Consider the following 25,446-nt stretch of genomic DNA (forward strand, 5'->3'; position numbering starts at 1 on the left):
GGAAAAGACAATGAAAAGAGAAATTAAAGCGTTAATATTCGACTGGGGAGACACTCTTATGAGGGATTTTCCTGAATTAGAAGGTCCTATGGCATATTGGGAGAAAGTAGAAGCAGTTCCTGGTATAAATAAAGCATTAGAGATGGCATACACAGATTATATATGTTGTGTGGCTTCTAACGCTGGCGATTCAACTACAGGATTAATGGGAGAGGCTTTAAATAGAGTAGATATACGAAAATACTTCCATTACCTATTTACTTCTTATGAATTAGGTGTAACAAAACCAAACCCTGAATTTTTTAATAAAATACTTCAAAATTTAAATCTTAAATCTGAAGAATGTATTATGATAGGTAACGATTACAAAAAGGATATCGTTCCAGCAAAAGCTGTTGGAATACATACTATATTTTTTACAGAAGAAAGTAATGGTGTAGTCTTTAATGATGCTGATTACACTATTAACTCTATGACTAACCTATATGAAATAATTATGGATCTTGAAAATAATAAAATACATACTGGTTAACTTATTCTGTGAAGAAACATTTGATTGAGAAACAATATATACAAGGGTTATAGAGTTCATTAAGTTGCATTGATCTCAAGTAAGAGTGTATCAAAAGGATAGGGGGTGTATCCATATGTGGAGTAAAGGGATGTTTTGAAGCTACTACGTTATCGGTCAATAACACTCTTTAAAGTTAATTAAAATTTTTATATAATTATGATTCATTCAAGTAAAACATAAAAAGAGAACCTATGCCCTGATAGATTCTCCAAGACACTAATTATATTTATCATAATGTCTCTTCGAAATTACTCCCAGCTCTAGTGCACGTTTTGGATGGATAAGAAAAGTTGGACTAATTGCAAATAACCAGTAGAATAGGAGGTGTAAGACTCCAAAAAAGGAAAGACCACTTGCATTTGTCGCTATTGAAACCCTCATGATGATGATACCAGCAACTCCTACCACCATAATTCCTAAAAAGTAAAACAAAAAAAATGGATTGGGGTCCTTTTTTCCGTCTGTATTTTGACCATTCAATATAAGGATGAGTTTTTCTCGTTTAATATATCCGACCACAAACGTAACGATATGGATAAAGATTGTGAGCCAGGCAACCCAGTGACCCCAGATGATACTGAATAGAGGGATGGATGAATAGACCGAGATCATTATTAACATGATAAATACATTAATGCTGTTAAAATAAACACCGCTGTATCCAAACTTTAGCCAAAGGAGAACTAAAACTAGGAAAACGATTGGAACGGTCAATATACTTCCAATAAAAATCTTCATATTTTCTGTTAAAGCACTCATGAGTGGTGCAAGAAAAAGACAAACAAAAGTAACGTTTAGTATGTTTGTATGTAATATTGGTTTTCTTCCTTCTCTCAATTTAATCACTCCTCTAACTACATCCGTTTCTTGAGAGATAGTGTGTTTTATCTGGCATTATCTATTATTCTATACGATCATTTAGTGGGTTTCGTTTCAAACAAAGGAACAAATGGTTCTAATGGTCTAGGTTAACGTGTTCCTATATTAAATCTAGAGTGATATTAACAACTATTGATGTTTCTATTAAATAATTAAGCCGTACGAGAAATTATTCGATAAGAATTTATTATAGAGATAAAATAAATCCGAAAAATAGGAAGGTTTAATCTTCTGCAATCTGGCCAGATTGTTGTACAAGGTAGATATTCAATAAGCTCATTTTCAAAGAAAAATATTAAATTGAATATATATGTTGACAAAAAGAAATAAATTAAATAAAATTATCTCATATTCAAGATAATTTAATTCGAGATAATGATATTCGAGATAAATTGTGTTGTAAGTTATCTTACCTTTAATAGGAGGTGTCACATGGAAAGAAAATGTTCGAATCATCCGTTTTTATTGCTAATGCAAACAGCAAGAGTATTTCAAGAACGAATAAGGGATGACATGACTCAAAAAAACTTGAGTATTACTGAATTTTCAGTTTTAGAAGTTCTTTTTCACAAAGGTAAACAAACGATACAGCAAATTGCCAAAAGTATTCTAATAGCTAGTAGTTCGATGACATATGTTATAGATAAATTAGAACAAAAGGATTTGATCAAAAGGAATGCCTGTCCTGAAGATCGGAGAGTTATACACGTTACATTAACTGAAAAAGGGCTTGAACTAATGGGTTTTGTTATGCCAGAACATGAAGAATTCATTGATCTGGTATTTGAGTCTCTAAAACCTAACGAGGTCGAGGATTTGTCCTTTCTTTTGAGGAAAGTAAGACAAAGGTTAGAAAAATAGTTTCATATCAAAATTAAATAATAATTGGAGGAAGTACATTGATAGATATAGGTTTGTTAATTATTAGGGTAGTTATAGGTTTCTTATTTATAGGTCATGGTGCGCAGAAACTGTTTGGATGGTTTGGTGGTTATGGATTAAAAGGTACTGGTGGTTGGTTTGAATCTATCGGAATGAAGCCAGGGGTAACAATGGCACTTTTTGCAGGGTTAGCAGAACTAATCGGAGGAATTTTATTTGCATTAGGACTTTTAACACCACTAGCAGGGATTATCATTGCAGGAACTATGTTAATGGCTATAGTAAAAGTACATGGTCAAAATGGTTTATGGTCAACATCAAATGGATATGAATATAATCTAACCTTACTTGTTATAGCTATCGGTATAGCTTTAATCGGTGCTGGCCGTTATAGTCTTGATTATTTTTTATTCTAAAATATCTCGAAGTAGAGATACTTCAATTAAGGGGATTTGGTATGGATTTTATACAATTAGTAAAAGAGAGACGATCAGCAAATAACTTTCTTCCTGATCATTCGATAAAAAAAGAAGAACTAAATGAAATATTTGAATTAGTCAAACTTGCTCCATCAGCTTTTAATCTACAACATACAAAATATGTAACTGTCATAGATCCAGTTGTGAAAGAGAAATTAAAGGCGGCTGCTAATGGACAATATAAAGTATCAAGTTCTTCTGCGGTTATTATCGTACTCGGTGATAAAAAAGCATTTCAACAAGCATCGGAAATTTATGCTGGGTTAAAAATGCTAGGAGTGATAAATAAACAAGAATATGACCAAATGGTTCATGATACAGTTACATTTTATGAATCCAGAGGGCAAGATTTTCAGAGAGATGAAGCCATTAGAAATGCTTCCTTATCATCGATGCTATTTATGATGGCCGCAAAGGAAAAAGGATGGGATACCTGTCCTATGATTGGCTTTGACTCTGAAGCAGTCAAGAATATCTTAAATATTGATGATCATCATGAAGTGGTTTTAATGTTGACAATAGGGAAAGAGAAAGTAGAGAGTAGAAGAGCACGAGGTTATCGTAAACCACTAAGTGAATTTGTTACCTATCTATAACACATGAGATAGAAACTTAGGTGAATCCTTTCTAAATGGGAGTGTGAATAAAATGAGTAGAAAAACAATGGGGATACACCATATAACGGCAATTGTAGGTCACCCTCAAGAGAATGTTGATTTTTATGCAGGTGTGTTAGGTCTGCGTCTAGTAAAACAAACGGTCAATTTCGATGATCCAGGGACTTACCATCTTTATTTTGGTGATGAAGGTGGTAAACCAGGCACAATTATGACATTCTTTCCATGGGCAGGAGCACGCCAAGGTGTGATAGGAGACGGTCAAGTAGGGGTTACATCTTTTGTTGTTCCAAAAGGTTCCTTTGGTTTTTGGAAAACAAGATTAGAATCATTCAAAATATCATTTACTGAAATGGATAGATTTGGTGAGAAGTATATGGAATTTGATGATCCACATGGGCTTCACTTGGAAATAGTTGAGAGAGAAGATGGTGAGGCTAATACATGGAACTTTGGAGGATTAAAGCCTGAAGTTGCGATTAAAGGGTTTGGCGGAGCGACCTTATTATCAACCCAGCCAGATAAAACGGCGGAATTATTAGAAAAGGGTATGGGACTTGAACTTGTTGCACAAGAAGGCGATTTTAGTCGTTTCCGTTCTAAAGCAGAGATTGGAAATATCATTGATTTAAAACAAACGCCTATTTGGCGAGGACAAATGGGCGTTGGAACAGTACATCACATCGCATGGCGAGCAATTGATGACCAAGATCAATTAGATTGGCAAAAATATGTTACAGAGTATGGCTATCAAGTTACACCTGTACAAGACAGGAACTACTTTCATGCTATTTACTTTAGAGAACATGGAGAGATTCTTTTTGAAATTGCAACAGATCCTCCAGGATTTGCGCATGATGAATCATTGGAGACAATGGGAGAAAAACTGATGTTACCTCATCAGTATGAACAATTTAGAGAACAAATCGAAGAGGGCTTAATTCCGATTAAAGTAAGAGAGCTAGACTAATTTTTTGAAAAGGAATGATTTCTTTGCTATCAATTGACCCTACAAACAATAGCGAAAGAGAGAATTACAAATTTTTAATAGGTAGCATTATACCTAGACCTATTGCCTTTGTCACGACAAGAACAAAGGAGGGCGTTCTAAACGGGGCTCCATTTAGTTACTTTAATATCGTATCTTCAAATCCGCCAATGATTTCATTATCCATTCAACGATCAAAGGAGAGACAAAAGGATACAGCGAGAAACATCATTGAATCAAAAGAATTTGTTGTTCATATCGTTGATGAGGACAATGTTGAAAAGGTGAATGAAACAGCTGCTAATCTTCCATCAAATCAAAGTGAAGTAATGGTAGCTAAATTAACTCCAATTGAAAGTGAGAGAGTTTCAGTTCCTGGAGTGAAAGAATCTAAAATTCGAATGGAATGTGTGCTAGAACATTCTTTAGAACTTGGCGGTGTGGTTACACCAGGATGTGATTTTATAATAGGAAAAGTTGTTCAGTTTCATATTGAAGATAGTATTTATGAAAAAGGAAGAATTGATCCAAAGGGCTTAGGGGCTGTTAGTCGATTAGCAGGTGTAAATTACGCAAAAATAGGTGAGATATTTTCCATAGAACGACCAAATTAAAACAAATGTAAGAAAGGAGGGATTGAGAATGCAAAAAACAACTGGTATCCATCATATTACAGCAATGGTGAATGATGCTCAAAGGAATATCGATTTTTACGCGGGTGTCCTTGGATTAAGACTTGTAAAAAAGACAATAAATTTTGATCGCCCAGAAGTATATCACCTCTATTTTGGTAACGAAAATGGAGAACCTGGAACTGTCATTACTTTTTTCCATGGGCTAAACAGTTAAAAGGGCGCATTGGAACTGGTCAAGTTGGAGTTATAAGTTTTGTGATACCAATTGGATCCCTACCGTTTTGGAAACATCGTTTACAGCAATTTGGTGTTGAATTCCAGACTTCTAAACGGTTTGGTGAGATAAATATCATCTTTAATGACCCTGATGGGCTTCAGCTTGAGCTTATAGAACGACAAGAGGGGCATATAAACAGTTGGTCCTTTGGGGGAATTCAGGCAGATAACGCGATTAAAGGGTTTGCTGGAGCGATATTATTTTCGACCCAACCTAATAAAACAGCAGAAGTTTTAGAAAATATTTTAGGACTTGAATGTATTGGCGATCAAGATGGGTTTCTTCGCTTTAGAGCTGATGCGAATGTAGGTAATATCATTGACATCAAGTTAACTCCTTCTGTTCGTGGGTTAATGGGAGCTGGAACCGTACATCATATTGCATGGCGATCAAAGGATGAAGAAGATCTTTATAGATGGGAATCTCTCCTTAAAGAAAAGGAGTATTATCCGACAGAAATCCGTGACCGAAACTATTTTAAAGCTGTGTATTTTCATGAACAAGGTGGGATACTCTTCGAGATAGCGACTGACCCACCAGGATTTTCAGTTGATGAACCTATTGATGAACTTGGAACTAAACTTGTGTTACCTTCATGGCTAGAGTCAAAACGACAAGAATTAGAAGAAATCTTGCCTAGTGTAGAAGTACGTATTCTAAAGGGGGATAAATGATGAAACATATATTTAATAAGGGGAAAGATCTAACTAAGCCTACATTACTAGTGCTTCATGGTACTGGTGGAAATGAATTAGACTTGTTACCTCTTGCTGGAATTATTGATGATGAAGCATCTGTTCTAAGCGTTCGAGGTAATGTATTAGAAAATGGAATGCCACGTTTCTTTCGCAGATTAGCTGAAGGTGTGTTCGATGAAGAAGATCTTATTTTTCGTACAAAGGAATTAAATGAGTTTCTTGACGAAGCAGCAGAAAAGTACGATTTCGACCGGGATAATTTATTTGCCATTGGATACTCAAATGGGGCTAATATTGCTGCAAGTTTAATATTTCACTATCAACATGCCTTAAAAGGTGCCATTCTTCATCACCCAATGGTTCCAAGAAAGGGAATTGAACTTCCTGATTTATCTGGAAAATCTGTTTTTATTGCGGCTGGGACAAATGATCCAATCTGCTCTCCGATGGAATCTACTGAACTACAGTCTTTATTAAAAAATGCGAATGCAAATGTAGAAATTCATTGGGAAAATAGAGGTCATCAATTAACAAGAGAAGAAGTTGATGCTGCGGCACAGTGGTATCGTGATTTATAAACAATTAATTTAAAAAAATATTTTGGAGGTTATATTAAGTATGTTTAAACATGAATTAGGGGCACTTATTTTACGAGTAACATTAGGAGCATTATTCTTTATCCATGGGCTAGATAAATTCCAAGGAGGAATTGAAAATATTGTAGGATGGTTTGATAGCATAGGTTTACCGGGTTTCCTGGCATATGGGGTTGCATTGCTTGAGATGGTTGGTGGTGTTGCTTTAATCATTGGTTTGGCAACAAAACTAATATCTGCCCTATTCGGTTTATTAATGATTGGTGCAACTTTAAAAGTCAAACTCTCAGTTGGATTATTAGGTAATGGACAAATGGCAGGATATGAATTAGATTTAGCATTTTTGGCTATCGCAGCTTATCTTGTTATCAATGGAAGCAAAATGTTTTCAATTAATCAATTAATTTTCAATAAAGACAATTCTATCTCAAAATCTATTTAAAATTTTAATTATTTTAACGAATTGGTTGAGTATAATAAAAGATTGTTATATTATTTATCTTGAATTAATAATATATTAAATCAAGATTTATGAATTTAAGGTAATCTCAGTAATAATGAAATAATTAACTCTATAAACTTAAATCCATTTGAATCTTTACTTATCTTCCATCCCTTTTAAGGGAAAGATAGATGGGATTTTGGAAGGGGTGGTTTTATAGACTTAGGATTAAAGAAAAATATGAATTAGGTGGTGTTTTGAAAATGGGTATTTTAAGTAAATTATTTGGAAATTCTACGGTAAAGGAGTCGGAAAATATGTCAAATGTAAAATTAGCAGTTATTTATTACAGTTCAACAGGTACAAATTACGAGTTAGCTCAATGGGCAGAACAAGGTGCAAAAGAAAATGGTGCTGAAGTAAAAGTATTAAAAGTCCCTGAAACAGCTCCACAGGCAGCAATTGATTCTAATCCAGCATGGAAAGCACACGTAGAAGCAACAAAAGATGTACCAGAAGTAAAACTAGAAGATCTAGAATGGGCAGATGCCATTATTTTCAGCATACCTACTCGATTTGGAAATATGCCATCACAATTGAAGCAATTCTTAGATTCAACTGGTGGCCTTTGGTTTAATGGAAAACTTGTTAATAAAGTCGTTAGTGCAATGACCTCAGCACAAAATCCACACGGTGGTCAAGAAGCAACGCTCTTATCACTATATACAACAATGCATCATTGGGGTGCACTTGTTGCTTCTCCTGGATACACTGATCCAGTTACATTTGGTGCTGGTGGTAACCCGTACGGAACTAGTGTAACAGTTGGTCAAGATGGTAAAATGATTGAGAACGTTCAAGCTGCAGTTAAACATCAAGCAAAGCGTACTGTTACAGTAGCTGAATGGGTGAAAAAAGGAAATCAATAACTAAAAAAGGGCTAATCAAGTAATGTTGATTAGCCCTTTTTGAATGATTAAGTATGATTACAGACAATTTAAACCTTTTTGTAAGAGAGGTTGGTTATGATAAACATAGATGAATTAATAAACAGTAAAGAAGAAGCCTTTGATCTCATATGGAATAACACAAACGATGCTATTTTTATTATAGGACAAGACGGAGCAGTTTTGAGCGCTAATCCCACGTTTACAGATTTATTGGGTTGGACCATGGATGATTTAAGAGGGGCACCCTATCCACCATTTATTTTTAATTTATCAAGGCAACAACATGAACAACATTTGGATATATTAAGAAGAGGAGAAAATATACAGTATCATGTAACCAAGAGGATAAGTAAAAAGGGAGAAACTCTTGATATTCTTGCTACGTATAGGTCTGTGAATCGTGGGCAAGCATTAGCTGTCGTTATGTATAAAGATTTTTCAGAACAGTTAAAGATACAGAGAAAACTTGAGGCAAGTGAGGATTGTTATAGGAAACTTGTTGATTTTTTACCAGATGCAATAATTGTTCAAAATAACGATCGAATTGTATTTATAAATCCTGCAGGTATTAAACTTTTCGGAAAAGATCATCAACAAGTATTATCGGAAGTTCTTTATGGCAACACATTTATTCTGCTGAAAATAAAGAGAAAGTTGAAGAAATGTTTGCAAAAGCTATGAAAATAACGGATTTTAATAAAACAACAGCTTTTGAAGGCAAGTTTATTCGAAATGATAATAAAGTCCTTTACTTAGAAATAAAAGCAATACCAGTCGTTTATGAAGGTGAGAAAGTAATACAAGTGCTATTTCGTGACATATCTACTCAAAAGGCACATGAAATGAAACTAGAGTACTTTGCTTATCATGATCCATTAACTGGATTAAGAAATAGAAGAAGTTTTATGGATTTATTAGAACGAGATATTAAAAGAGCTAGAATTGAAGGAAATAAACTTGCCTTGCTTTATATGGATTTGGATAAATTTAAAGATATAAATGATTCTCTTGGACATGAAGTAGGAGATGAACTTTTAAAGCAGTACTCAAAAAGGATAGTTGAGAATTTTCATGTAAATAATAATACTGTACAATGTCGTGTAGGTGGAGATGAATTCCTTGTTTTACTAAAAGATATAAAAAATATACAAAGTGTAATTAGCGATGTAGAAAGGCTTACCAAAGCTCTTCGGAAGTCATATAAGATTGCTGAAAACGAGATTTTAGTAACTTCTAGTATAGGAATCTCCATATTTCCAAACGATGGAAATGATAGCAAAACATTAATTATAAATGCAGACAAGGCATTGTATTTTGCAAAATTAAATAGAAACGAGTATAAATTTTATAATTAGCACTTTATATACTTCTTAGGAGAATCTTGTTCATCAGTAATTTGTCAAAATTGAGGGAAGTTCATTATTATTATTAAAATAGTTATAAAAGTATTTAGATTTAATCAATTTGCAAAAAAAATTATTTAGTAACGATCTTCCGCAATAAAAGCGCGAATGTGTAATAAATAACATTCGTGTCTTTTTTATGTAAAAGGCCAGAGTGAAGAGTTACATTTTAAACTAACGGAGCAGGTTAGTGGAATAATGGCTTTCATATATCTGGTACACTCACTATTTCTTAAAGGAGATTTGGAATACTCCTTTGAAAACAAAAAAGCTACCCTACTTTGGTAGCTTTATTTTTCTTTAGTCTTGAGCAAGCTTATCCCTATTTAGTGCAACAGGAGGTTTCTCCATCCACTCATTTTTTATCATAAAGGTTTTTATATTTTCTTCATATTGATACACATCTGCAATTATCTTTGCATATGTCGTTTTTAAATCTTTTCGGATACTTACTGCTGCACTATATCCATAACTGGCGATTCCATCACGATTTAGTTGGTCTAATAGATAAGATATTAATTTATCTGAAAAAGGAGATGTTTTACCATCCAAAACATTTGTATCCCAAGTCATTGAAATAGGCAAATCATTTTGAACTAAAATATCACCTAATTTGTCAATAATATTTAAAGATAATTCTTTTCCATGTTGCAATAAACTCATCAATTGCTGATTAGATGTAGATTGTATAAATCCAATTAATAAGTTTTTACCAATATAATTCATAAAAACATTTTTGTGTAGCTCATTTGCTTCTCTTGCCGTTAATTCTCTATTATCATTAAAGAAGTTACCCAAAAATCCTTTATCTGCAATTGGGTTAGTTTCATGAGTGGAGGTAATTGAAGGAGGTCTTACAAATACTCCCTTTTCCAATAGAATAGTTGTGGTACGTTCAAATAAACTTGAAACTTTTTTTAATTGTTCGTGGAAAAAATTGCGGATATCCTCCCTTACTGAATCGGATAGTGCCATACTTGTTAATGACATTCCAATTTTAGACATATTATTTAAATAAAATAGTATAAAAATATCCGTATACATCTTAGGGGCATTTGGGTTTAAATCATCTTTAATGTTAAAACCTTTAGGGATTGGATAGTTTTCACTTCGTAGAACAGATTCAAAAAATTGTACAGCAGATTTAGAAATAGAACCCGCTTCACTACAAAGAGATTTAACTTCTTCTAGTTCTGATGTTAAGGTAAGATACTCCAAAACAACATTTGACATACTATTATTCATTAACTGTTCCCAACAGTGTGCTAACTCACCAGCAGTTAACTTTGCAGCCTTTGTATTATCCATGTAATCAATTCCTTTTTAAGATTAATTTTATATTCTATAACAAGTATTGGTATTTTTTTATCATTTATGTATATAGCATGGAAATTTAATAATTTTTTGGTTTGACAGGGGAAAAATCATTACTAAGAGGTCTTTTAAAATATTCAGTAATGGGGGGACTTTAAAAAAGTTTGTGAAATATTGTACTTAAACTATCGGGTGCGTTAATACAATAACCATCTTCAGTAATTAAAGCGTGTATGCGCAACTAGGATTCGGGTTAGACACTACCCTGTTTCTATAATGAGGTAGTTTAAATATATGAAGGTGATGAACATGGACCAGATAAAAATTAGAGTTAATAGAACGACATTATTTATAAATGATAGTAACAATATAGTAGGAGAAATCTACATCGAAAAGAACGGACACAACTTCTTCCCAGAAGAAAAGTGGACTGATTTTGTTGTTGTTATCCTATCTTTGTGGACGAAAAAACTTCGTTATTTTGAGTATGCTAAAGTTGGTGAAAAAACAGAATTTGACTTTATGGATGGTCCTTTTTTGTTGAGATTAAAAAAAGTAAATGAGCACGAAGTTAATTTAATATGTATAAAGAGAAATTTAATTAACGATGAAATGCTATTTGAAGCACAAACTCAATTTGATGATTTAAAAATGAATGTAGTAAAGGTATCTAAGTCGGTTATTGGATATGCAAAGTTAAAGGGGTGGGAAGATAATGAGTTAGTAAATCTTCATAATGAGATAAAATCCTTGTTCAAATAGCGGGAGCTTTAGTTCAAGTGCGGTCTTCAACAATAAAAGCGCCATTCTTGAATAAGGATGTCGCTCTTTTTCATTTTAGGCCAGATTGTTTAAACTTAAAAGTTCAAATAGGTTGCAAATTGTGAAGAAGTGTACTTGAACTCTCGTCAGGATAGCTCTCTAAGAAATATACAAAATTAGAAAAAATGTTTTTAAATATATGTTTTTTATGGACTATTTTAAACGCTATTTATTAAAGGTTTAGCGTCATCACCTAAAGGTATCAATATTTTCGATTGTAAAATGATTCAATCATCCTATTCGTATTGTTATTTTTTGTAAAAATACATTGAAAATAATTTTATAATAAATTATTCTTTATTAAATCAATATTGTTCAATCATTTTAACGAAAGGGATGTATTGATATATTTGACGTCAATGTGTCGATACGAAAAGGTAATGATGAATAATAATCCTATTTCTAATTTTGAAGATTTAATAAATAATGAATATTCCAATATAGCGGGCATTGCTATTACAAAAAATGAAAGTTTGGTTTATGAAAAATACTTTAATGGTTATACCAAGGATGATGTATTACATGTTGCATCTGTAACCAAAAGTATAATATCAGTTCTTATGGGTATTGCAGTAGATAAAGGATATGTAAAAAGTATAGAACAGAAAGTATTAGATTTTTTTTCGGATTATACGATTAAGCGTGGCGAAAAAACAATACAAAATGTCACCATAAAAAATTTGTTAACAATGACTGCACCATTTAAATACAAGTCGGAACCTTATACAAAGGTCTATTCAAGTGATGATTGGGTAAAAGCTGCATTAGATTTGCTAGGAGGAAAAAACGATATTGGAGAGTTTAAATATTCAACCGTTGGCATAAATATATTATCAGGTATTCTCACAAATGCAACGGGTCAATCAGTTATTGATTTTGCTAAAGAAAACTTACTTAAACCACTTGGAATCAAAGCCCCTAATAATACATTTATAAAAAATAAAGAGGATTATTTAGCTTTTCTCAAGGATAAATATGTAACTGGTTGGATAGCAGATCCCAAAGGTGTAAATACCGCTGGTTGGGGGCTTACTTTAACACCAAGGGATATGATAAAGATAGGGCAGTTATATTTAAATGATGGCGTATGGAATGGTAATAAAATTCTATTTTCCAATTGGGTAAAGGACAGCACAAGGGAAAAAAGTCGATGGGGAGAGTTGTCATACGGTTACTTGTGGTGGATTGTTGATGATGGCTATGCAGCTTTGGGTGATGGAGGAAATGTAATTTACGTAAACCCTAAAAAGGAAATGGTAGTTACTATAGCTTCTCGCTTTATGCCACGTGCCAAGGATAGAATTGAATTGATTAGAAAGCATATTATGCCATTGGTCAAATAGAGTCAGAGATTGTGAAGTTTTTCACTTAAATTATTGGGTGCTTAGTCGAATAATGATTCTTCAGCAAAACCAACTAATAGAAATTATATTCTTCAACAATAGAGAGCGCTATTCTTGAATAAGGATGCCGCTCTTTTTCATTTAAAGGGCCATATTCTGGAGTAAGAAAGGAAAATAAATGGTTCATCTTGAATTTGTAAGTTATGCCAGAAAAAGGGCAGGAGTTGAATAAGTTAAGTGAGTAATGACGGAGGAACAAGAGCTCAATGTGACTGCCGCGAGATTGATCGTAGCCTCACTTTTGCAAGGGAGTCGATAAAGGGATATGGGAAGTTCGAATCAATGGGTTGCAGAATGGGAAGTATCTGAAGAATTAGCTCATAAATTAATAAGCAGTCAGTTTCTGCAGTTAGCTTCAAAAAGTGTACAAAAACTAGGACATGGCTGGGATAACACTGTTTTTCTTGTCGGGACGGAATATGTGTTTCGCTTTCCGAGAAGAGAAATTGCAATCAATTCTTTAAGGATGGAAGGAAAGATACTGCCTAAGCTTAAAAATTATTTTTCCATCGCATACTCGATACCTTTATTTTTTGGGGAAGGGGATTATGGTTATCCGGCACCCTTCCTAGGCTACCCCTATTTATCCGGAGAGTTTCCAATCGGATTAACTGACAAGCAACGTGCGCGATCAGCAACTACTCTCGCGCAATTTTTAAAAAACTTACATGCATTCCCTGTGAAAATTGCCCAAGAAAATGGAGTTCAACATGACCATAGAAATCTGACTGATATTGCGATGCGTAAGGAAAAGATGCATAAATTCATTTCCGACATTTCCCATTATTTAAGTGAAGAAGAATATTATGCATTATCGAATTATTTGGAACAGCTCAGAACTGAAAAAGTGAAGCAAAAGCATGTATTCCTCCATGGTGACCTTCATTTTAAAAATATGCTGGTAGATGAGAATGGAGGAGTTTCAGGGATTATCGACTGGGGAGATATCAATATAGGACATCCTGCTTGTGACTTGAATGTTGTGTATAGCTTTTTACCTCCGGATGCACGTTCAGATTTTTTCAAAGAATATGGGGATGTTGATGAAGAAACGAAGATACTAGCTCGATTAATGGCTATATATATCCCAATTTTAATAATGATGCAGGCAATTGATGATAATGATGAGAGGTTAGTAGATGAAGCAAAAGCGAACATAAAACGTGCTCTCGCTGATTAAGAGATGTCATTACGCTAACACAGAACGAGAGCTCAATACATCATAGGAAGGTTGCTAACAATCAAGGATCGGTGGCTATTCAGCAATCGGGCGCGATTGTGGAACAATAAGTAAAAGGAGTGAAACATATTATACATAACAAATATGTTTCACTCCTTATTTTTTATTACTTTTTACCATTTACAAATGCTAAATTAAAAATGTACAAAAGTGATCGTTTAAATATGTACAGTTTGGATCACTAAACTGCATAATAATCTGGGGTGAATATTATGCATATGCCCATAAATATAACTACAGATATCGAAGTTAAAAGTCATTCAGACTTAACGAAATTAAACATATTATTGGAGAGCTAGAAAATGAAAGTTAATATGAGTAAATTGGCTCGTGAGATGGAGGTTGATCGGAGGACGATTGATAAATACCTTAATGGATATGAGCCGAAAAGTATTCGTAAACGAACATCAAAGATAGATGACTGTTATGAAATTATTGCCTTGTTGCTTTCAGAAGAGTCCAAGCAAACATATTATGACAAGCGAGTTTTATGGCAATACCTGAAAGATAATCATGGATTAAACTGTAGTCAATCCAATTTTAGAAAGTACATATTAAATAAAGTGGAATTTCAGAGTGAGAAACGAAGGAGTTCAAAGAGAGAAGTGATTCGCTTTGAAACACCTTCAGCAGAACAAGCACAGTTGGATTGGAAAGAAAGTATTCTTTATCTAGTTAAGCAAAAGGGACATTTTTTTGAAAATTACTTAGTAGGGGAGATTTAAGATTGTTATATTATGTAATTGATGCTTTTACAGAAACAAAATTTGGCGGGAATCCAGCAGGCGTAGTAATCTATGACAATTTAGACGAAGAGTTTATGCAGAAATTTGCTACAGAAGTTCGCTTTTCAGAAACAGCATTTATCAAAAAAATAGACAATAAAAATTTTGAGATAAAGTTTTTCACACCGACTTCACAGGTTGAACTTTGTGGACATGCTACCATTGCATCCTTCAAAGCCCTATTGGACAGCCATATGATTGAAGATCACAATACATATTTTATAAAAACAATTGCGGGCACACTTTCAGTTGAGGTGAATCAATCATTTATAATGATGGAGCAAGCTGAACCTCGGCTAGGAAAAGTATTTGATGATTATGATTATTTATCTGCCCTTTTTAAAATTGATAAAAGCCAAATAGGAAATATAAATTTCAATTTAGTACCTCAAGCTGTAAGTACTGGTCTTTGGGATATAATACTTCCAATAAAAACAAAGGATGCTTTGTATGCTCTCAATCCTGATTTTAAAGCACTTGCTGAATATACAAAGATCAATTTAGTGGGAGGAGTCCACGCATTTACACTTGATACAAAAGAAGGGGTAGCAGAGAGTAGAAACTTTTGCCCACTCTATGGTATTAATGAGGAAGCCGCAACAGGTACTTCGAATGGGGCCTTAACATATTATCTTTTTAATAACCATATATTAGACAAATTTAATCAAGAATACTCTTTCCTTCAAGGGCATAGTATGGGCAGACCTTCTACGATCATTACAAAATTAATTAATAAAAATAATCCAAGAGTTATGGTAGGCGGAAAAGCAATTATAGTAACAAAAGGTAAGCTGTGCTAAGCGTCACCATTCATATTCCTGCTAAAAGAATCCGCTATTCCACAATCGATCGGGCGCTTTTGTGGAATAACGGTAATAGATTTTTTCACCACAGAGCCTAAGTGTAAAACCTTTGGTAAGTTTGAAAAGTAAAGAACATGTTAGAAACAACTACGCAATTTTTCAACGCAGAATGCGGCTTCACGCCGTCAAAAGTAAACAAGTTTATTTTTACCTAACTTATAGCTGTTTTTGGGCTTATCACGGACGTATCCCAACAAAAATAAATGATAAAAGCCCATCCTTGGGTGTGAAAGGCTTACAATTGTAATAGGAGTAATTAAAGCTCAACCTCCTACCATTATGGCAATCAAGTTAGGTATTATTGATGTACTTTTATAGTTTTAGGTGTTTGATTTTAATTAACAGTTCGTTTTCAACTATAGAATGGTTCGGATTGTAAAAAGCGTAATGGTTAGCTCCATCACGCTTTTAATTAAGCTGTTCATTGAGTTTGAGAATCCATTGTATCTCCCTCTAAAACCGAATTCGTTACTAATAATAGCGGTATAAGTTGATCTCCTGAGTGTATAGTATTACATACTAACTAGAATTTCTTTTAATAAATTCCCCACTATATACCTTTTTGATAGGAGTTTGTTTTACCCCATTAATCTTATTTATTATGTGATTTACTAAGTCATTAGACATATCCTGAATACGATTACAAATGGAGGAAATTTGCGGATTCGTAACTAATGATATTGGATGATTATCAAAACCAACTATTGAAAAATGTTTAGGTATTTGAATGTTATTTCTAACAGCAGATCTTATTAATCCGGCTGCAACGAAATCACTTCCAGCGATAATGCCTTCTATTTCTAAATGATCTTTAAAAAGTCTTTCACCTAATAGGATTCCATCTTCTATATTTGATATTTCATTAAAAAGAAAGTCTTTGTTGTAATTTAACCCCTTTTTATTGTGAGCTAAAATAAAACCCTTTAATCTTGCTTGTTGCAAAGGGGAAGAAATATTGTCCGAACAGAAACCTAATTTTGTAACCCCTTTACTTAGGAGATAGGATGTTGCTTCCATTGTTACCTCTTCCTCATTTAAACAAAAAACGTCAAAATAGTCTCCACTATAATCTTCATTACAAGCAACAATTATATGACTCCCTGCAAATTTCGCTATTTCTTCCTCTAATAATGTAGAAGAAGTTAAAATAAGGGCATCAAATTCATTTCTTTGAAGTTGAGTGTATACCTCTCTCTCACTATTTTTGTCTAAAAAAGTTTGATGCACGACAGTTTTATATCCACTTTTATAACAATTAGCAGATATGTATCTAACCAATTCACTAAAATAGGGTTGATTTAGATCAGGGACGAGAATAGCTATACACTTTGTTTGCTTTTGACGAAATTGTTTCGCAAGAGAATTTGGAACATAATTATGCTCTTGCATAACTTTTATTACTTTGTTTTTTGTTTCAGTTGATACATATGGATGATTAGAAACTACCCGTGAAACTGTTGATTTAGAAACACCACTTAGTCGAGCAATATCATAAATTGTTACCATTTTTCACCTCTAAAAATTATTGACATGGGACCAATCCCAGAAATTATACTATAAAAAAAGTAAAAGCAATGGGGTGTTAATAATGAATTATAAGATTAATCAATCTTTTTCAACTTCTCAAGAGGTAAACTATCTAATTTTTTTTGATTTTGATGAAACTTACTTTCCTCATGATTGTACAGATGAATTGTTGAATAATTTATACGAATTGGAAGAGTACCTTAATAATTTAGTTCATAAACGATTCGTCAAAATCGGATGGGTAACCGGAAGCGATCTAAATCAAATTGTTCATAAAATGGTGCTGGCGAATATTACTTATAGTCCCCATTTTATAGCAAGTAACTTAGGTACTGAAGTATATGATGTAAGAGAAAACGGTGAATTGATAATGAATAAGGAATGGGAAAAGAGATTAACGAAAGCGGATTTCTCAAACGTCAAAGTAATAGAACTTATTAATGAATTGTACAATGTATATGACATAAAACTTGTAGAGCAAACTCAGTTTGGACAAAATCGTTATAAGTTTAACTACTATTATTTTGAAAAGTCAATGACGCAAAGCCAATATGATATAAAGATAATTAGACATTTAGCTAAAAGATACGGTATAGGAATAAATATAAATCGATGCAATCCAAAAGCTGGAGACCCTGAAGGTGCGTTTGATGTTGATTTTATTCCTCTTAATACAGGAAAAAAAGAAATAGTAAAGTTTATGTGTGAATATTATCAAGTTCCTTTAGCTAACACGATTGCTTTTGGAGATAGTGGTAATGATGTAGAGATGTTAAAAACAGTAAAACATGGCTATTTATTAGGGAACGCCACCGAAGAAGCTAAGGGTTTACATGATAAAGTAACAGTATCTCATTATTCTAGCGGGATACTAGAAGTTCTAAAAAAACCTTTTCTGATCGTTAGTTTTCGTCGAAGGTGAGTAAAAAATTGTGAAAACAAAAGAAGTATAAACAGCTACTTTACGATTATCCATGAATTGCTGGGAATGAAGTTACAACTGCTTTATCAAAAAGGAACGGTTTGCAAGTAATGTCAGAAGAACAATTTGCCGATTGTTTCGATAAAATAATATAGTTTATCTTTAAATAATCGACAAGATTCTGTAATTAGTATTTTAAATGCCTGTATTGCTAAATTATACACATTTAACAACTTCACTTAAAAGATATTAAATGTACGGGTGAGACCAAAATAATAGTTTTAGTTTTAATATTAAAAAGCGAATGGTGTGGCAATTATGCAATCTGCTATGACACTTTTTATTAGTCAATATCTTACAAGAGAGCCTTAATCATATGTGTTACACTAACTATCAGAAATTAAAGCAAAAGGAGGTTGTTTGTTGGGACAAGAAGAAAGAACAGTGCGTTATGATTATGATTTACAAATAGAAGCTTATCGTTTTGAAGGTATCATGCAAAAATTTCCGAACCACTTCCATGAATATTATGTGATTGGGTTTATAGAGAGTGGACAAAGACAATTATCTTGTAAGAACAAAGAATATGTAATAGGAACTGGTGATATGATATTTTTCAACCCTTTGGACAACCATGCCTGTGAATCAATTGACAATGAAACATTAGACTATCGCTGCTTGAATATCAAGCCTGAAATCATGCGAAAAGTAACAAAAGAGATTACAGGAGAAGATTATCTGCCTTCCTTTGCCTCGCCGGTTGCCTATCGTAGTGAAAAAGCTCACTTGTTGAATAAGCTTCACCAGATGGTTATGGATGAAATATCAGGTTTTGAGAAAGAAGAAACTTTTTATTTTCTTATTCAACAGCTTATTGAAGAATATACTGAATCCATCGAAGATACAGAACCGAGAGTTACTAAACAAGAAATTGAAAATGTCTGTCATTACATAGAGGTACATTATGCAGAACATATTGTTTTAGATGATTTAGCAAAGATAGCTAATATGAACAAATATTCTTTGTTACGCTCATTTACCCGAATTCGGGGGATTACCCCGTATCGTTACTTACAAACGGTACGCATTAATGAAGCAAAGAAACGATTGGAACAGGGTGTAAAACCCCTTGATGCAGCAATAGAGACAGGTTTTGTAGATCAAAGTCATTTTAGTCATTTCTTTGTGGAATTTATTGGATTAACACCCGGACAATACAGGGATATTTTTATTAAGAATGATAAATGATCTGCCTTAATCATTTCCCACATTCATTACCTTTTTCATTTTGGATTCAACTCAAATGTAGGAGTTTGATTTTCGTGCGTAAAAAGTCATCGTCGGAAAAATGTAATCCCCAATATGATAAAAATAGGGATGTGATTATTTTATGTTTAATGAAGAAAGTCGCTTTTCCAAAGCTCTCAAATCGATTGCTAGAAATCAAGAACTAAAATCCTATGTTCAAAACTCAAAAGAACTTTTTCCGATTTTTATGAAGGGTGCTAACCGATTTGTGGCTGGAGAAACACGTACGGAAGGGATAGAACGTGTTATAAATCTATATAGCAAAGGGTATCAGGTTTCATTAGAATTTATTGGTGAAAATACAACATCCGAAGCAGAATGTATGCTTGCCAAAAATGAATTCAAAGACTTAATAAAAGATCTCGGTAAAAATCACATGAAGGCAACCGTATCCTTTGATCTTTCCCATATTGGAATGATGATATCTGATTCAGTAGCATTTACTAATTTAGAAGAATTAGCAGAAGAAGCACAAAAATATAATATTCAACTAATGATAAGTATGGAAGAATCACAAAAAACAGATAAAATTTTATCACTATATAGAAGAATTTCAAATTCATTCTCAAATGTTGGGATAACATTACAAGTTCATTTGAAGCGTTCATCTATTGACCTAAAGGACCTATTAAAAACCTCGGGTAGAATACGTTTAGTAAAGGGGGCTTATCAAGAGTCTGAAGGTATTTATATTCCAAGATCCGAAGAGTTAAATAAACGGTATATAGATTTTGTATCTATGTGTATAAATAGTAATCATCCACTGTCTGTTGCTACACATGATGAAAATATAGTGATGGACTTAAAAGCAAAAGGATTTCTTTATAGTCCGAATGTTGAAGTAGAAATGTTAGATGGGGTTCGACCTGATCTATTAAAATCTTTAATGGAGGATAATATTCAAGCTAAAGTTTATGTAACATATGGTAGTGAATGGTATTTATATTTAGTTCACCGTATTGCTGAATATCCTCCGAATATTTATACTTTTATTTCAGATATGATTGAACAAAATACCGATAGAGAAAAAATACATACCTACTAGCATTTCTTATTCAATTATTGGGCACTTTAGGGAATAAGGATATGAAAAAACGACCAGACAGAAATCTGGTCGTTTTTAATGTTAATTACATATCTAATTGGATTGTTATTTTAGCTGCTAATTAGTATACAATTTTTCATTGTTTTTAACTTTTTGTACTCCAAAAGAGACCCCGTTACAGTCCAAGGGTAACCTTTTAAACTTGAAATCTTTTGTTCTTATTACATTGTTATGAACTATTTAGTTAAGTTGCCACGGGATGATTTTAATACCATAAAAATGGCTATAGCTAATCCGAGTACTCCTACCCAAGTGATGGAACCTAGCGATATCTTTTCTACAAAAATCCCACCAATTCCTGCCCCTGCAGCCATCGATAATTGCATCATTGACTGGTTTAGTCCTAGAAGTACACCTGATGATTCTGGTTTTATGGTTGCTAAGTTGAACTGTTGTGCTGGAGCTGATGTCCACGCTGCAAAAGACCACAATATTAGTATGATTACAACACCAACATAAGTGTGAGTAATTAATGATAAAAGAATAAGCATGACAATGTGTAGAAGCATCGAACCTATTAGTGTGCGTGACACACCCCATTTGTCTGTACTAAAACCACCGAATTTTGAGCCGAATAAACTAGCGACACCGAATATAAGCAGAACTCCACTTAATAATTTTTCATTGATACCCGAAATGTTTAAAAGGTAAGGAGATAAGTAGGTGTAAGCGACTGAATACCCGCCAAGCCAGAAGAAGGTGATTGATAAACCAATCGCTACTTTTCTATCCTTTAGAAGGGCAAGTTGTTGCATTAATGGAACCGGTTTATCTCCTTTAGTTGGTGGGATTACTAATGAGATGATGATCATCGCTAAAAATCCAAGTAAAGCAATTCCGCCAAATACTGCTTTCCAGTCGAATGCATCTGTGACGATTCGCCCTAGAGGAACACCAATGATTAAAGATGCTGTAAAGCCCATGATTACAGTAGCAATTGCACTACCTTGTTTACCTTCAGGTGCTATTTTTGCCGCGATAGTCAGGGCTGTAACGACGACCATTCCAGCCCCTAGTGCCATTACGATTCTTGATAAAATAAATAAGGGGTAACCTGGCAATACGAATGCAAGTATGTTTCCTATCACAAACAAGCCTAGAGATACGATTATAAGCTTGCGTCTATCCATGCCTGATGTTAGTGCCATAAGAATGGGTGTAAAGATTGCATAGACAAGCGAGAATATGGTTATTAATTGTCCTGCAGCCGCTAAAGTGATTCCTAGTGAATCTGCAATGTTATCCAATACACCAGAGATAATATACTCCGATGTTCCGACTAAAAAACTAATAAGTGCTAAAATATAAATTTTAAATGTGTTAGACAAAATAATCTCTCCTTCGTATTATATCTACATATCTAGAAAAGACGATATGTTAGCGAAAAATATAAACATATCGGAATATTTCGATATGTTTGGTTTAAATAAAGCTGAATCCTTAGAGAGGATTCAGTTACATTTACTTTAGATCTCTTGCTCAAGAATAGCAGCAATATTTTTTATGGCTTCCTCATCTCTTTTGTAATACGTATACTTTCCAATACGCTCTGTCTTAATCAACCCAGCTCGCAAAAGTATATTTAGGTATTGAGAAGCAGTTGATTGCGTCATTTTTAATTGCTCTGTTATTTGACTAACGCATACCCCTGTTATTCTCATATCAATCCCTTCATGGGGTACAAAATGACGTTCAGGTTCTTTTAGCCAGTGTAAAATTTGCAACCTTGATTCATTTGATAAGGCTTTAAAGATTTCAATAGGTTTCATGTCTTTTATTATATCTAAAAAATACGATATGTCAATTTGTGTTTCGTGATTAATTAATATTTGAAAATTACGGTTGAGGATTAATTGGACTTATATTGAAATGCACAGGTGAAAAGAGGTGATAAAGTGAGAATTGATTAGCCTTTTACCTGACTGGGCTAAAAACAACGAAGAAATTCGAGCTAGAGGGTGTGAGCAAATTTATTAATTAATGTGATGTTTAGATCACATTATTAATATGCTAATCCTTGAAACGTCACGAGTTTATGCATTACGCTGAAGTAAAAGGTGCATGATAAGAATACACAAAAATATATGTTGGAAAGGACATTTTAAATTGGTAGTCGTGACATTTCTCTTTTTCGCATGGTTCTGTATTATGGTTCAAGTTAGTCTCTCAAAGAAGCTGCCATTGTCTGTTAACCTCCTTTTGTTTATGGCCATTGATGCTATCTTAACAAACAAACTGACGATTTCCGCGTTCAATTTTAATCTATTCAAAATGAACACAAATAGCATCCCTCACTTCTTGTCTATGATCCTACACAACGATTTCACTGTTACTTTTGTTCTTCTTACCTTTGCTAATGTGTTTCTAACGACCTCTAAATCCAGCATCCGCTGGGGAATATCAATCTATACGTTTTTGTTCCAAATGTTCATTGGATCGATGCTTCGATGGAATCACGTACTTACTGATAAGGATTGGAATTTCTTTATGGAGTCAATAATGATCTTGATTGTAATGACTTATACAATTCTTTTAGGAAGACTTTTTCAACGTATGGCTTCTAAGGAAGGATGGGTTCGCTGATGAAAAACATCATTTATGATAATCAATTCAATGGGAATGAGTGGTTCGTTATTGGGATAGGTGTCATTGGTTTTGCATCGATTTGGTTATTTCCACAGCGATATTCTCCTTTACAAACAACTTTTAACATACTTATAGGTGTTGCATTTGGACTCGTTTTTGATCATACGTTAAAGGTACCTCCACTAGAACTTTACGATTTGGGAGATCAATCAAAATATCAATTGATGGATATACTCTCTTATATGATGTATGCGCCGTTTGGATATTGGTTTATTTATTTGTATGAACAGATGCGAATGTTCAAAATAAAGATTATTTTTTATATCCTATTTTGGGCTGCAGTAGCTGTCGGGTTAGAATGGCTAGGTGTACAGATAGGAGTATACCATTACAAACACGGTTATAAATTAATTTTTTCCTTTCCCATTTACTTGTTCTTGATGAGTATTCATATTTTATTGTATCGTTTGGCGTTTGCACAAGATAGAAGGCAGATTAATAGCAAAGGACAAGTTTATAACAAACAATGATTTTTCTAAGACCATGTAACATTATTATTATCTGTAAAATTACACCCAATACGGCAGTCAATTTAGCAAAGATACATAATGTTTATTAATTTTTTTCTAATGTAAGTACTCAACAATAATTTATAAATAGTGATGTTGATTTAATAATAGAACAATTGGTGCGTGGTAATGTCCAGTAGCTTCTAAAACCACTGGAGGTTGAGTACCAGTTGTATCATTCCCCCAAAACAGTATAGGGCATACTTGAAAACAACAACTATCTACGTCGCTCTTCAAGGAAATAGTGACATAATGATGCGTTAGAGTGACTTGTCTCAATAGCTTAAATTTATAAAAAACAGAGGATGTTATCACTGATTCTCCGTCGATTGCTGGTGGATACTACTATTGTTAAAATGTATCGTTGCTTGTTCCATCTGTTCGAACCAAATTTAATAATGATGCTACAGTAGCAGAAGAATAAATCAAGCCCTTATTAATTGATAGGATAGTGGACGAGATAAATAATTGACTTGCGTTAAAAAGTTGTATAAATGATAAAAAACGAATAAAAGCCAATCCCTTGGTATATTTTGGATTGGCTTTTTTACTGGCTTCTGAGAGTTCTTCATTATGTAATTAAGGCCAGGTTGTTTAGTAACCGCGGAAAGGAAATTTGAAGTTTAAAAAGAGAAGTAAATAAGCTTTTTTTGACTAAATAAAGTTGGCGAGATATTCATCATATTCCCATTGTTATTTGAGGTGGTTTCCTTTCCTGACACCAACCTAACCTAAATAAAAGACTGCCTAAAAGTCTTAAATCATATAAGTTTTTCGGCAGCCTTAAGCAGCAATGGCGCTATTTTTTTATCGATTTTAATAACGGTTTTGAAATAATCGGCGCCAATACTCCTGAAAGAATTGCCTCAGTAATTCCATTAGTGGCGACAATGGTCATCAGTGCAGGCAGGAGCTGCTCCATGTCCAACTCCAAAAAGTTTGCATATGGCTCCCGATAAAATAAATAAATGAATCCAAGCACTAACACAGTATTTGTTAAAGATCCCAGCACACCGGCAACACTCATTCTCACTGTTTCATTGAGCTTCCCGCTGAGTATTTTGTGGAACACATATGCCGCAACCACACCAATTAAAATACGAGGCAAAACGGACACAAGCGGATTCGTGAAAACAATTGGTGCTATTACGCTTGTCGGAGCGATAAATGCCCTGATGAACGTGATGATTCCCCATATGCCGCCTACAATGGCTCCTTCCTTCGTTCCGAGGACGATAGCTGCGATAATGACGGTTACCTGAATAATCGTCAAGCTAAGCGGCCCGATCGGGATATATCCTAAAAACGGGATTGTCGTTTGAATAATGATGATGGCAGAAAGCATCCCTAATAGGACCATTCGGAATGTCTTATTATTTTTGTTCATGTATAAACTCCTTTTAGCTAAATAATGTATTCTTCATGATCATTTTACAAATATAATTGCTTAACAACTTTATAAGTCATTACAAATTTATAATCAATAAAAAGCAACTGCAAGTGTTATTTTTTATATGACAAAATGCTCCGTCTTTATTATGTATGTGATATAATTTTTTTTACGCATTTTAAAAATGAGTTT

Annotated in this window: 27 protein-coding genes and 1 pseudogene; 22 read left to right on the forward strand and 6 right to left on the reverse strand. The window is 33.6% G+C overall.

Features of this window, described 5'->3' with window-relative positions; translation table 11 throughout:
* Window positions 1-10 precede the first annotated feature (10 nt).
* Complete coding sequence (locus AC0L8O_RS00385) at window positions 11-532, forward strand: HAD family hydrolase (RefSeq protein WP_473446123.1); 522 nt, start codon at window positions 11-13, stop codon at window positions 530-532.
* Between the two features lie 258 nt (window positions 533-790).
* On the opposite strand, the gene AC0L8O_RS00390 is transcribed toward AC0L8O_RS00385, so the two are convergent.
* Complete coding sequence (locus tag AC0L8O_RS00390) at window positions 791-1,411, reverse strand: hypothetical protein (protein ID WP_473446124.1); 621 nt, start codon at window positions 1,409-1,411, stop codon at window positions 791-793.
* A 474-nt stretch (window positions 1,412-1,885) separates the two neighbouring features.
* Here AC0L8O_RS00390 and AC0L8O_RS00395 point away from each other — a divergent pair, with 474 nt between their 5' ends.
* The 11 genes and pseudogenes from AC0L8O_RS00395 (at window position 1,886) to AC0L8O_RS00445 (ending at window position 9,372) form a co-directional block, all read left to right on the forward strand.
* Window positions 1,886-2,314: a MarR family winged helix-turn-helix transcriptional regulator gene (locus AC0L8O_RS00395; protein WP_473446125.1), complete on the forward strand. Its 429-nt coding sequence runs from the start codon at window positions 1,886-1,888 to the stop codon at window positions 2,312-2,314.
* A 38-nt stretch (window positions 2,315-2,352) separates the two neighbouring features.
* The gene (locus AC0L8O_RS00400) at window positions 2,353-2,751 is read left to right on the forward strand and encodes a DoxX family protein (protein ID WP_473446126.1); all 399 of its coding nucleotides are present in this window, start codon (window positions 2,353-2,355) and stop codon (window positions 2,749-2,751) included.
* Window positions 2,752-2,792: 41 nt separating this feature from the next.
* Entirely contained in the window at window positions 2,793-3,410 is a 618-nt protein-coding gene (locus AC0L8O_RS00405) for a nitroreductase family protein (protein WP_473446127.1), read from the forward strand.
* A gap of 52 nt (window positions 3,411-3,462) precedes the next feature.
* Window positions 3,463-4,401: a ring-cleaving dioxygenase gene (locus tag AC0L8O_RS00410; RefSeq protein WP_473446128.1), complete on the forward strand. Its 939-nt coding sequence runs from the start codon at window positions 3,463-3,465 to the stop codon at window positions 4,399-4,401.
* A 23-nt stretch (window positions 4,402-4,424) separates the two neighbouring features.
* On the forward strand, window positions 4,425-5,033 hold the full coding sequence (locus AC0L8O_RS00415; RefSeq protein ID WP_473446129.1) for a flavin reductase family protein: 609 nt from the start codon (window positions 4,425-4,427) through the stop codon (window positions 5,031-5,033).
* A gap of 28 nt (window positions 5,034-5,061) precedes the next feature.
* Window positions 5,062-6,005 (forward strand): annotated as a pseudogene (locus tag AC0L8O_RS00420) (ring-cleaving dioxygenase).
* Window positions 6,002-6,607: an alpha/beta hydrolase gene (locus AC0L8O_RS00425; RefSeq protein WP_473446130.1), complete on the forward strand. Its 606-nt coding sequence runs from the start codon at window positions 6,002-6,004 to the stop codon at window positions 6,605-6,607. Before AC0L8O_RS00420 ends, AC0L8O_RS00425 begins: the two are co-directional and overlap by 4 nt.
* 40 nt (window positions 6,608-6,647) lie before the next feature.
* A complete protein-coding gene (locus AC0L8O_RS00430; RefSeq protein WP_473446131.1) occupies window positions 6,648-7,067 on the forward strand; it encodes a DoxX family protein in 420 nt (139 codons plus the stop codon).
* Between the two features lie 263 nt (window positions 7,068-7,330).
* A complete protein-coding gene (wrbA, locus tag AC0L8O_RS00435) occupies window positions 7,331-7,996 on the forward strand; it encodes an NAD(P)H:quinone oxidoreductase (protein ID WP_473448545.1) in 666 nt (221 codons plus the stop codon).
* Window positions 7,997-8,092: 96 nt separating this feature from the next.
* A complete protein-coding gene (locus AC0L8O_RS00440) occupies window positions 8,093-8,698 on the forward strand; it encodes a PAS domain S-box protein (protein WP_473446132.1) in 606 nt (201 codons plus the stop codon).
* A complete protein-coding gene (locus AC0L8O_RS00445; RefSeq protein WP_473446133.1) occupies window positions 8,680-9,372 on the forward strand; it encodes a diguanylate cyclase domain-containing protein in 693 nt (230 codons plus the stop codon). The genes AC0L8O_RS00440 and AC0L8O_RS00445 overlap by 19 nt, the downstream gene beginning before the upstream one ends.
* A 348-nt stretch (window positions 9,373-9,720) precedes the next feature.
* Here the strand turns inward: AC0L8O_RS00445 and AC0L8O_RS00450 are convergent, their stop codons facing one another.
* Window positions 9,721-10,728, reverse strand: a complete 1,008-nt coding sequence (locus AC0L8O_RS00450; protein WP_473446134.1) for a DUF3231 family protein — start codon at window positions 10,726-10,728, stop codon at window positions 9,721-9,723.
* 315 nt (window positions 10,729-11,043) lie between these two features.
* Between AC0L8O_RS00450 and AC0L8O_RS00455 the strand changes: the two genes are divergently transcribed.
* The 5 genes from AC0L8O_RS00455 (at window position 11,044) to AC0L8O_RS00475 (ending at window position 15,784) form a co-directional block, all read left to right on the forward strand.
* The gene (locus AC0L8O_RS00455) at window positions 11,044-11,496 is read left to right on the forward strand and encodes a hypothetical protein (protein WP_473446135.1); all 453 of its coding nucleotides are present in this window, start codon (window positions 11,044-11,046) and stop codon (window positions 11,494-11,496) included.
* A 440-nt stretch (window positions 11,497-11,936) separates the two neighbouring features.
* Window positions 11,937-12,899: a serine hydrolase domain-containing protein gene (locus AC0L8O_RS00460; RefSeq protein WP_473446137.1), complete on the forward strand. Its 963-nt coding sequence runs from the start codon at window positions 11,937-11,939 to the stop codon at window positions 12,897-12,899.
* A 325-nt stretch (window positions 12,900-13,224) separates the two neighbouring features.
* Window positions 13,225-14,139, forward strand: coding sequence for a phosphotransferase (locus AC0L8O_RS00465; RefSeq protein ID WP_473446138.1), 915 nt, complete (start codon window positions 13,225-13,227; stop codon window positions 14,137-14,139).
* 362 nt (window positions 14,140-14,501) lie between these two features.
* Window positions 14,502-14,924, forward strand: coding sequence for a hypothetical protein (locus tag AC0L8O_RS00470; protein WP_473446140.1), 423 nt, complete (start codon window positions 14,502-14,504; stop codon window positions 14,922-14,924).
* A gap of 2 nt (window positions 14,925-14,926) precedes the next feature.
* Entirely contained in the window at window positions 14,927-15,784 is an 858-nt protein-coding gene (locus AC0L8O_RS00475; protein ID WP_473446141.1) for a PhzF family phenazine biosynthesis protein, read from the forward strand.
* Window positions 15,785-16,366: 582 nt separating this feature from the next.
* On the opposite strand, the gene AC0L8O_RS00480 is transcribed toward AC0L8O_RS00475, so the two are convergent.
* The gene (locus AC0L8O_RS00480; RefSeq protein ID WP_473446142.1) at window positions 16,367-17,353 is read right to left on the reverse strand and encodes a LacI family DNA-binding transcriptional regulator; all 987 of its coding nucleotides are present in this window, start codon (window positions 17,351-17,353) and stop codon (window positions 16,367-16,369) included.
* An 82-nt stretch (window positions 17,354-17,435) separates the two neighbouring features.
* Here AC0L8O_RS00480 and AC0L8O_RS00485 point away from each other — a divergent pair, with 82 nt between their 5' ends.
* The 3 genes from AC0L8O_RS00485 (at window position 17,436) to AC0L8O_RS00495 (ending at window position 20,649) form a co-directional block, all read left to right on the forward strand.
* Window positions 17,436-18,296 (forward strand): HAD-IIB family hydrolase, encoded by an 861-nt coding sequence (locus AC0L8O_RS00485; RefSeq protein WP_473446143.1) that lies wholly within the window; start codon window positions 17,436-17,438, stop codon window positions 18,294-18,296.
* A gap of 423 nt (window positions 18,297-18,719) precedes the next feature.
* The gene (locus AC0L8O_RS00490; RefSeq protein ID WP_473446144.1) at window positions 18,720-19,544 is read left to right on the forward strand and encodes an AraC family ligand binding domain-containing protein; all 825 of its coding nucleotides are present in this window, start codon (window positions 18,720-18,722) and stop codon (window positions 19,542-19,544) included.
* A 142-nt stretch (window positions 19,545-19,686) separates the two neighbouring features.
* Window positions 19,687-20,649 (forward strand): proline dehydrogenase family protein, encoded by a 963-nt coding sequence (locus AC0L8O_RS00495; protein WP_473446145.1) that lies wholly within the window; start codon window positions 19,687-19,689, stop codon window positions 20,647-20,649.
* 236 nt (window positions 20,650-20,885) lie between these two features.
* Here the strand turns inward: AC0L8O_RS00495 and AC0L8O_RS00500 are convergent, their stop codons facing one another.
* Window positions 20,886-22,037, reverse strand: a complete 1,152-nt coding sequence (locus AC0L8O_RS00500; protein ID WP_473446146.1) for an MFS transporter — start codon at window positions 22,035-22,037, stop codon at window positions 20,886-20,888.
* A 138-nt stretch (window positions 22,038-22,175) separates the two neighbouring features.
* The gene (locus AC0L8O_RS00505) at window positions 22,176-22,478 is read right to left on the reverse strand and encodes an ArsR/SmtB family transcription factor (RefSeq protein ID WP_473446148.1); all 303 of its coding nucleotides are present in this window, start codon (window positions 22,476-22,478) and stop codon (window positions 22,176-22,178) included.
* 346 nt (window positions 22,479-22,824) lie between these two features.
* Here AC0L8O_RS00505 and AC0L8O_RS00510 point away from each other — a divergent pair, with 346 nt between their 5' ends.
* Together AC0L8O_RS00510 and AC0L8O_RS00515 are read left to right on the forward strand one after the other, a co-directional pair.
* The gene (locus AC0L8O_RS00510; protein ID WP_473448547.1) at window positions 22,825-23,292 is read left to right on the forward strand and encodes a hypothetical protein; all 468 of its coding nucleotides are present in this window, start codon (window positions 22,825-22,827) and stop codon (window positions 23,290-23,292) included.
* Window positions 23,292-23,825 carry a hypothetical protein gene (locus AC0L8O_RS00515; protein WP_473446149.1) on the forward strand — a complete coding sequence of 178 codons (534 nt, stop codon included), beginning with the start codon at window positions 23,292-23,294 and terminating at the stop codon, window positions 23,823-23,825. The genes AC0L8O_RS00510 and AC0L8O_RS00515 overlap by 1 nt, the downstream gene beginning before the upstream one ends.
* 838 nt (window positions 23,826-24,663) lie before the next feature.
* Here AC0L8O_RS00515 and AC0L8O_RS00520 read toward each other — a convergent pair.
* Window positions 24,664-25,251 (reverse strand): ECF transporter S component, encoded by a 588-nt coding sequence (locus tag AC0L8O_RS00520; RefSeq protein WP_473446150.1) that lies wholly within the window; start codon window positions 25,249-25,251, stop codon window positions 24,664-24,666.
* Between the last annotated feature and the right edge of the window lie 195 nt (window positions 25,252-25,446).

This window comes from Metabacillus sp. KJ11-3, assembly GCF_055808295.1.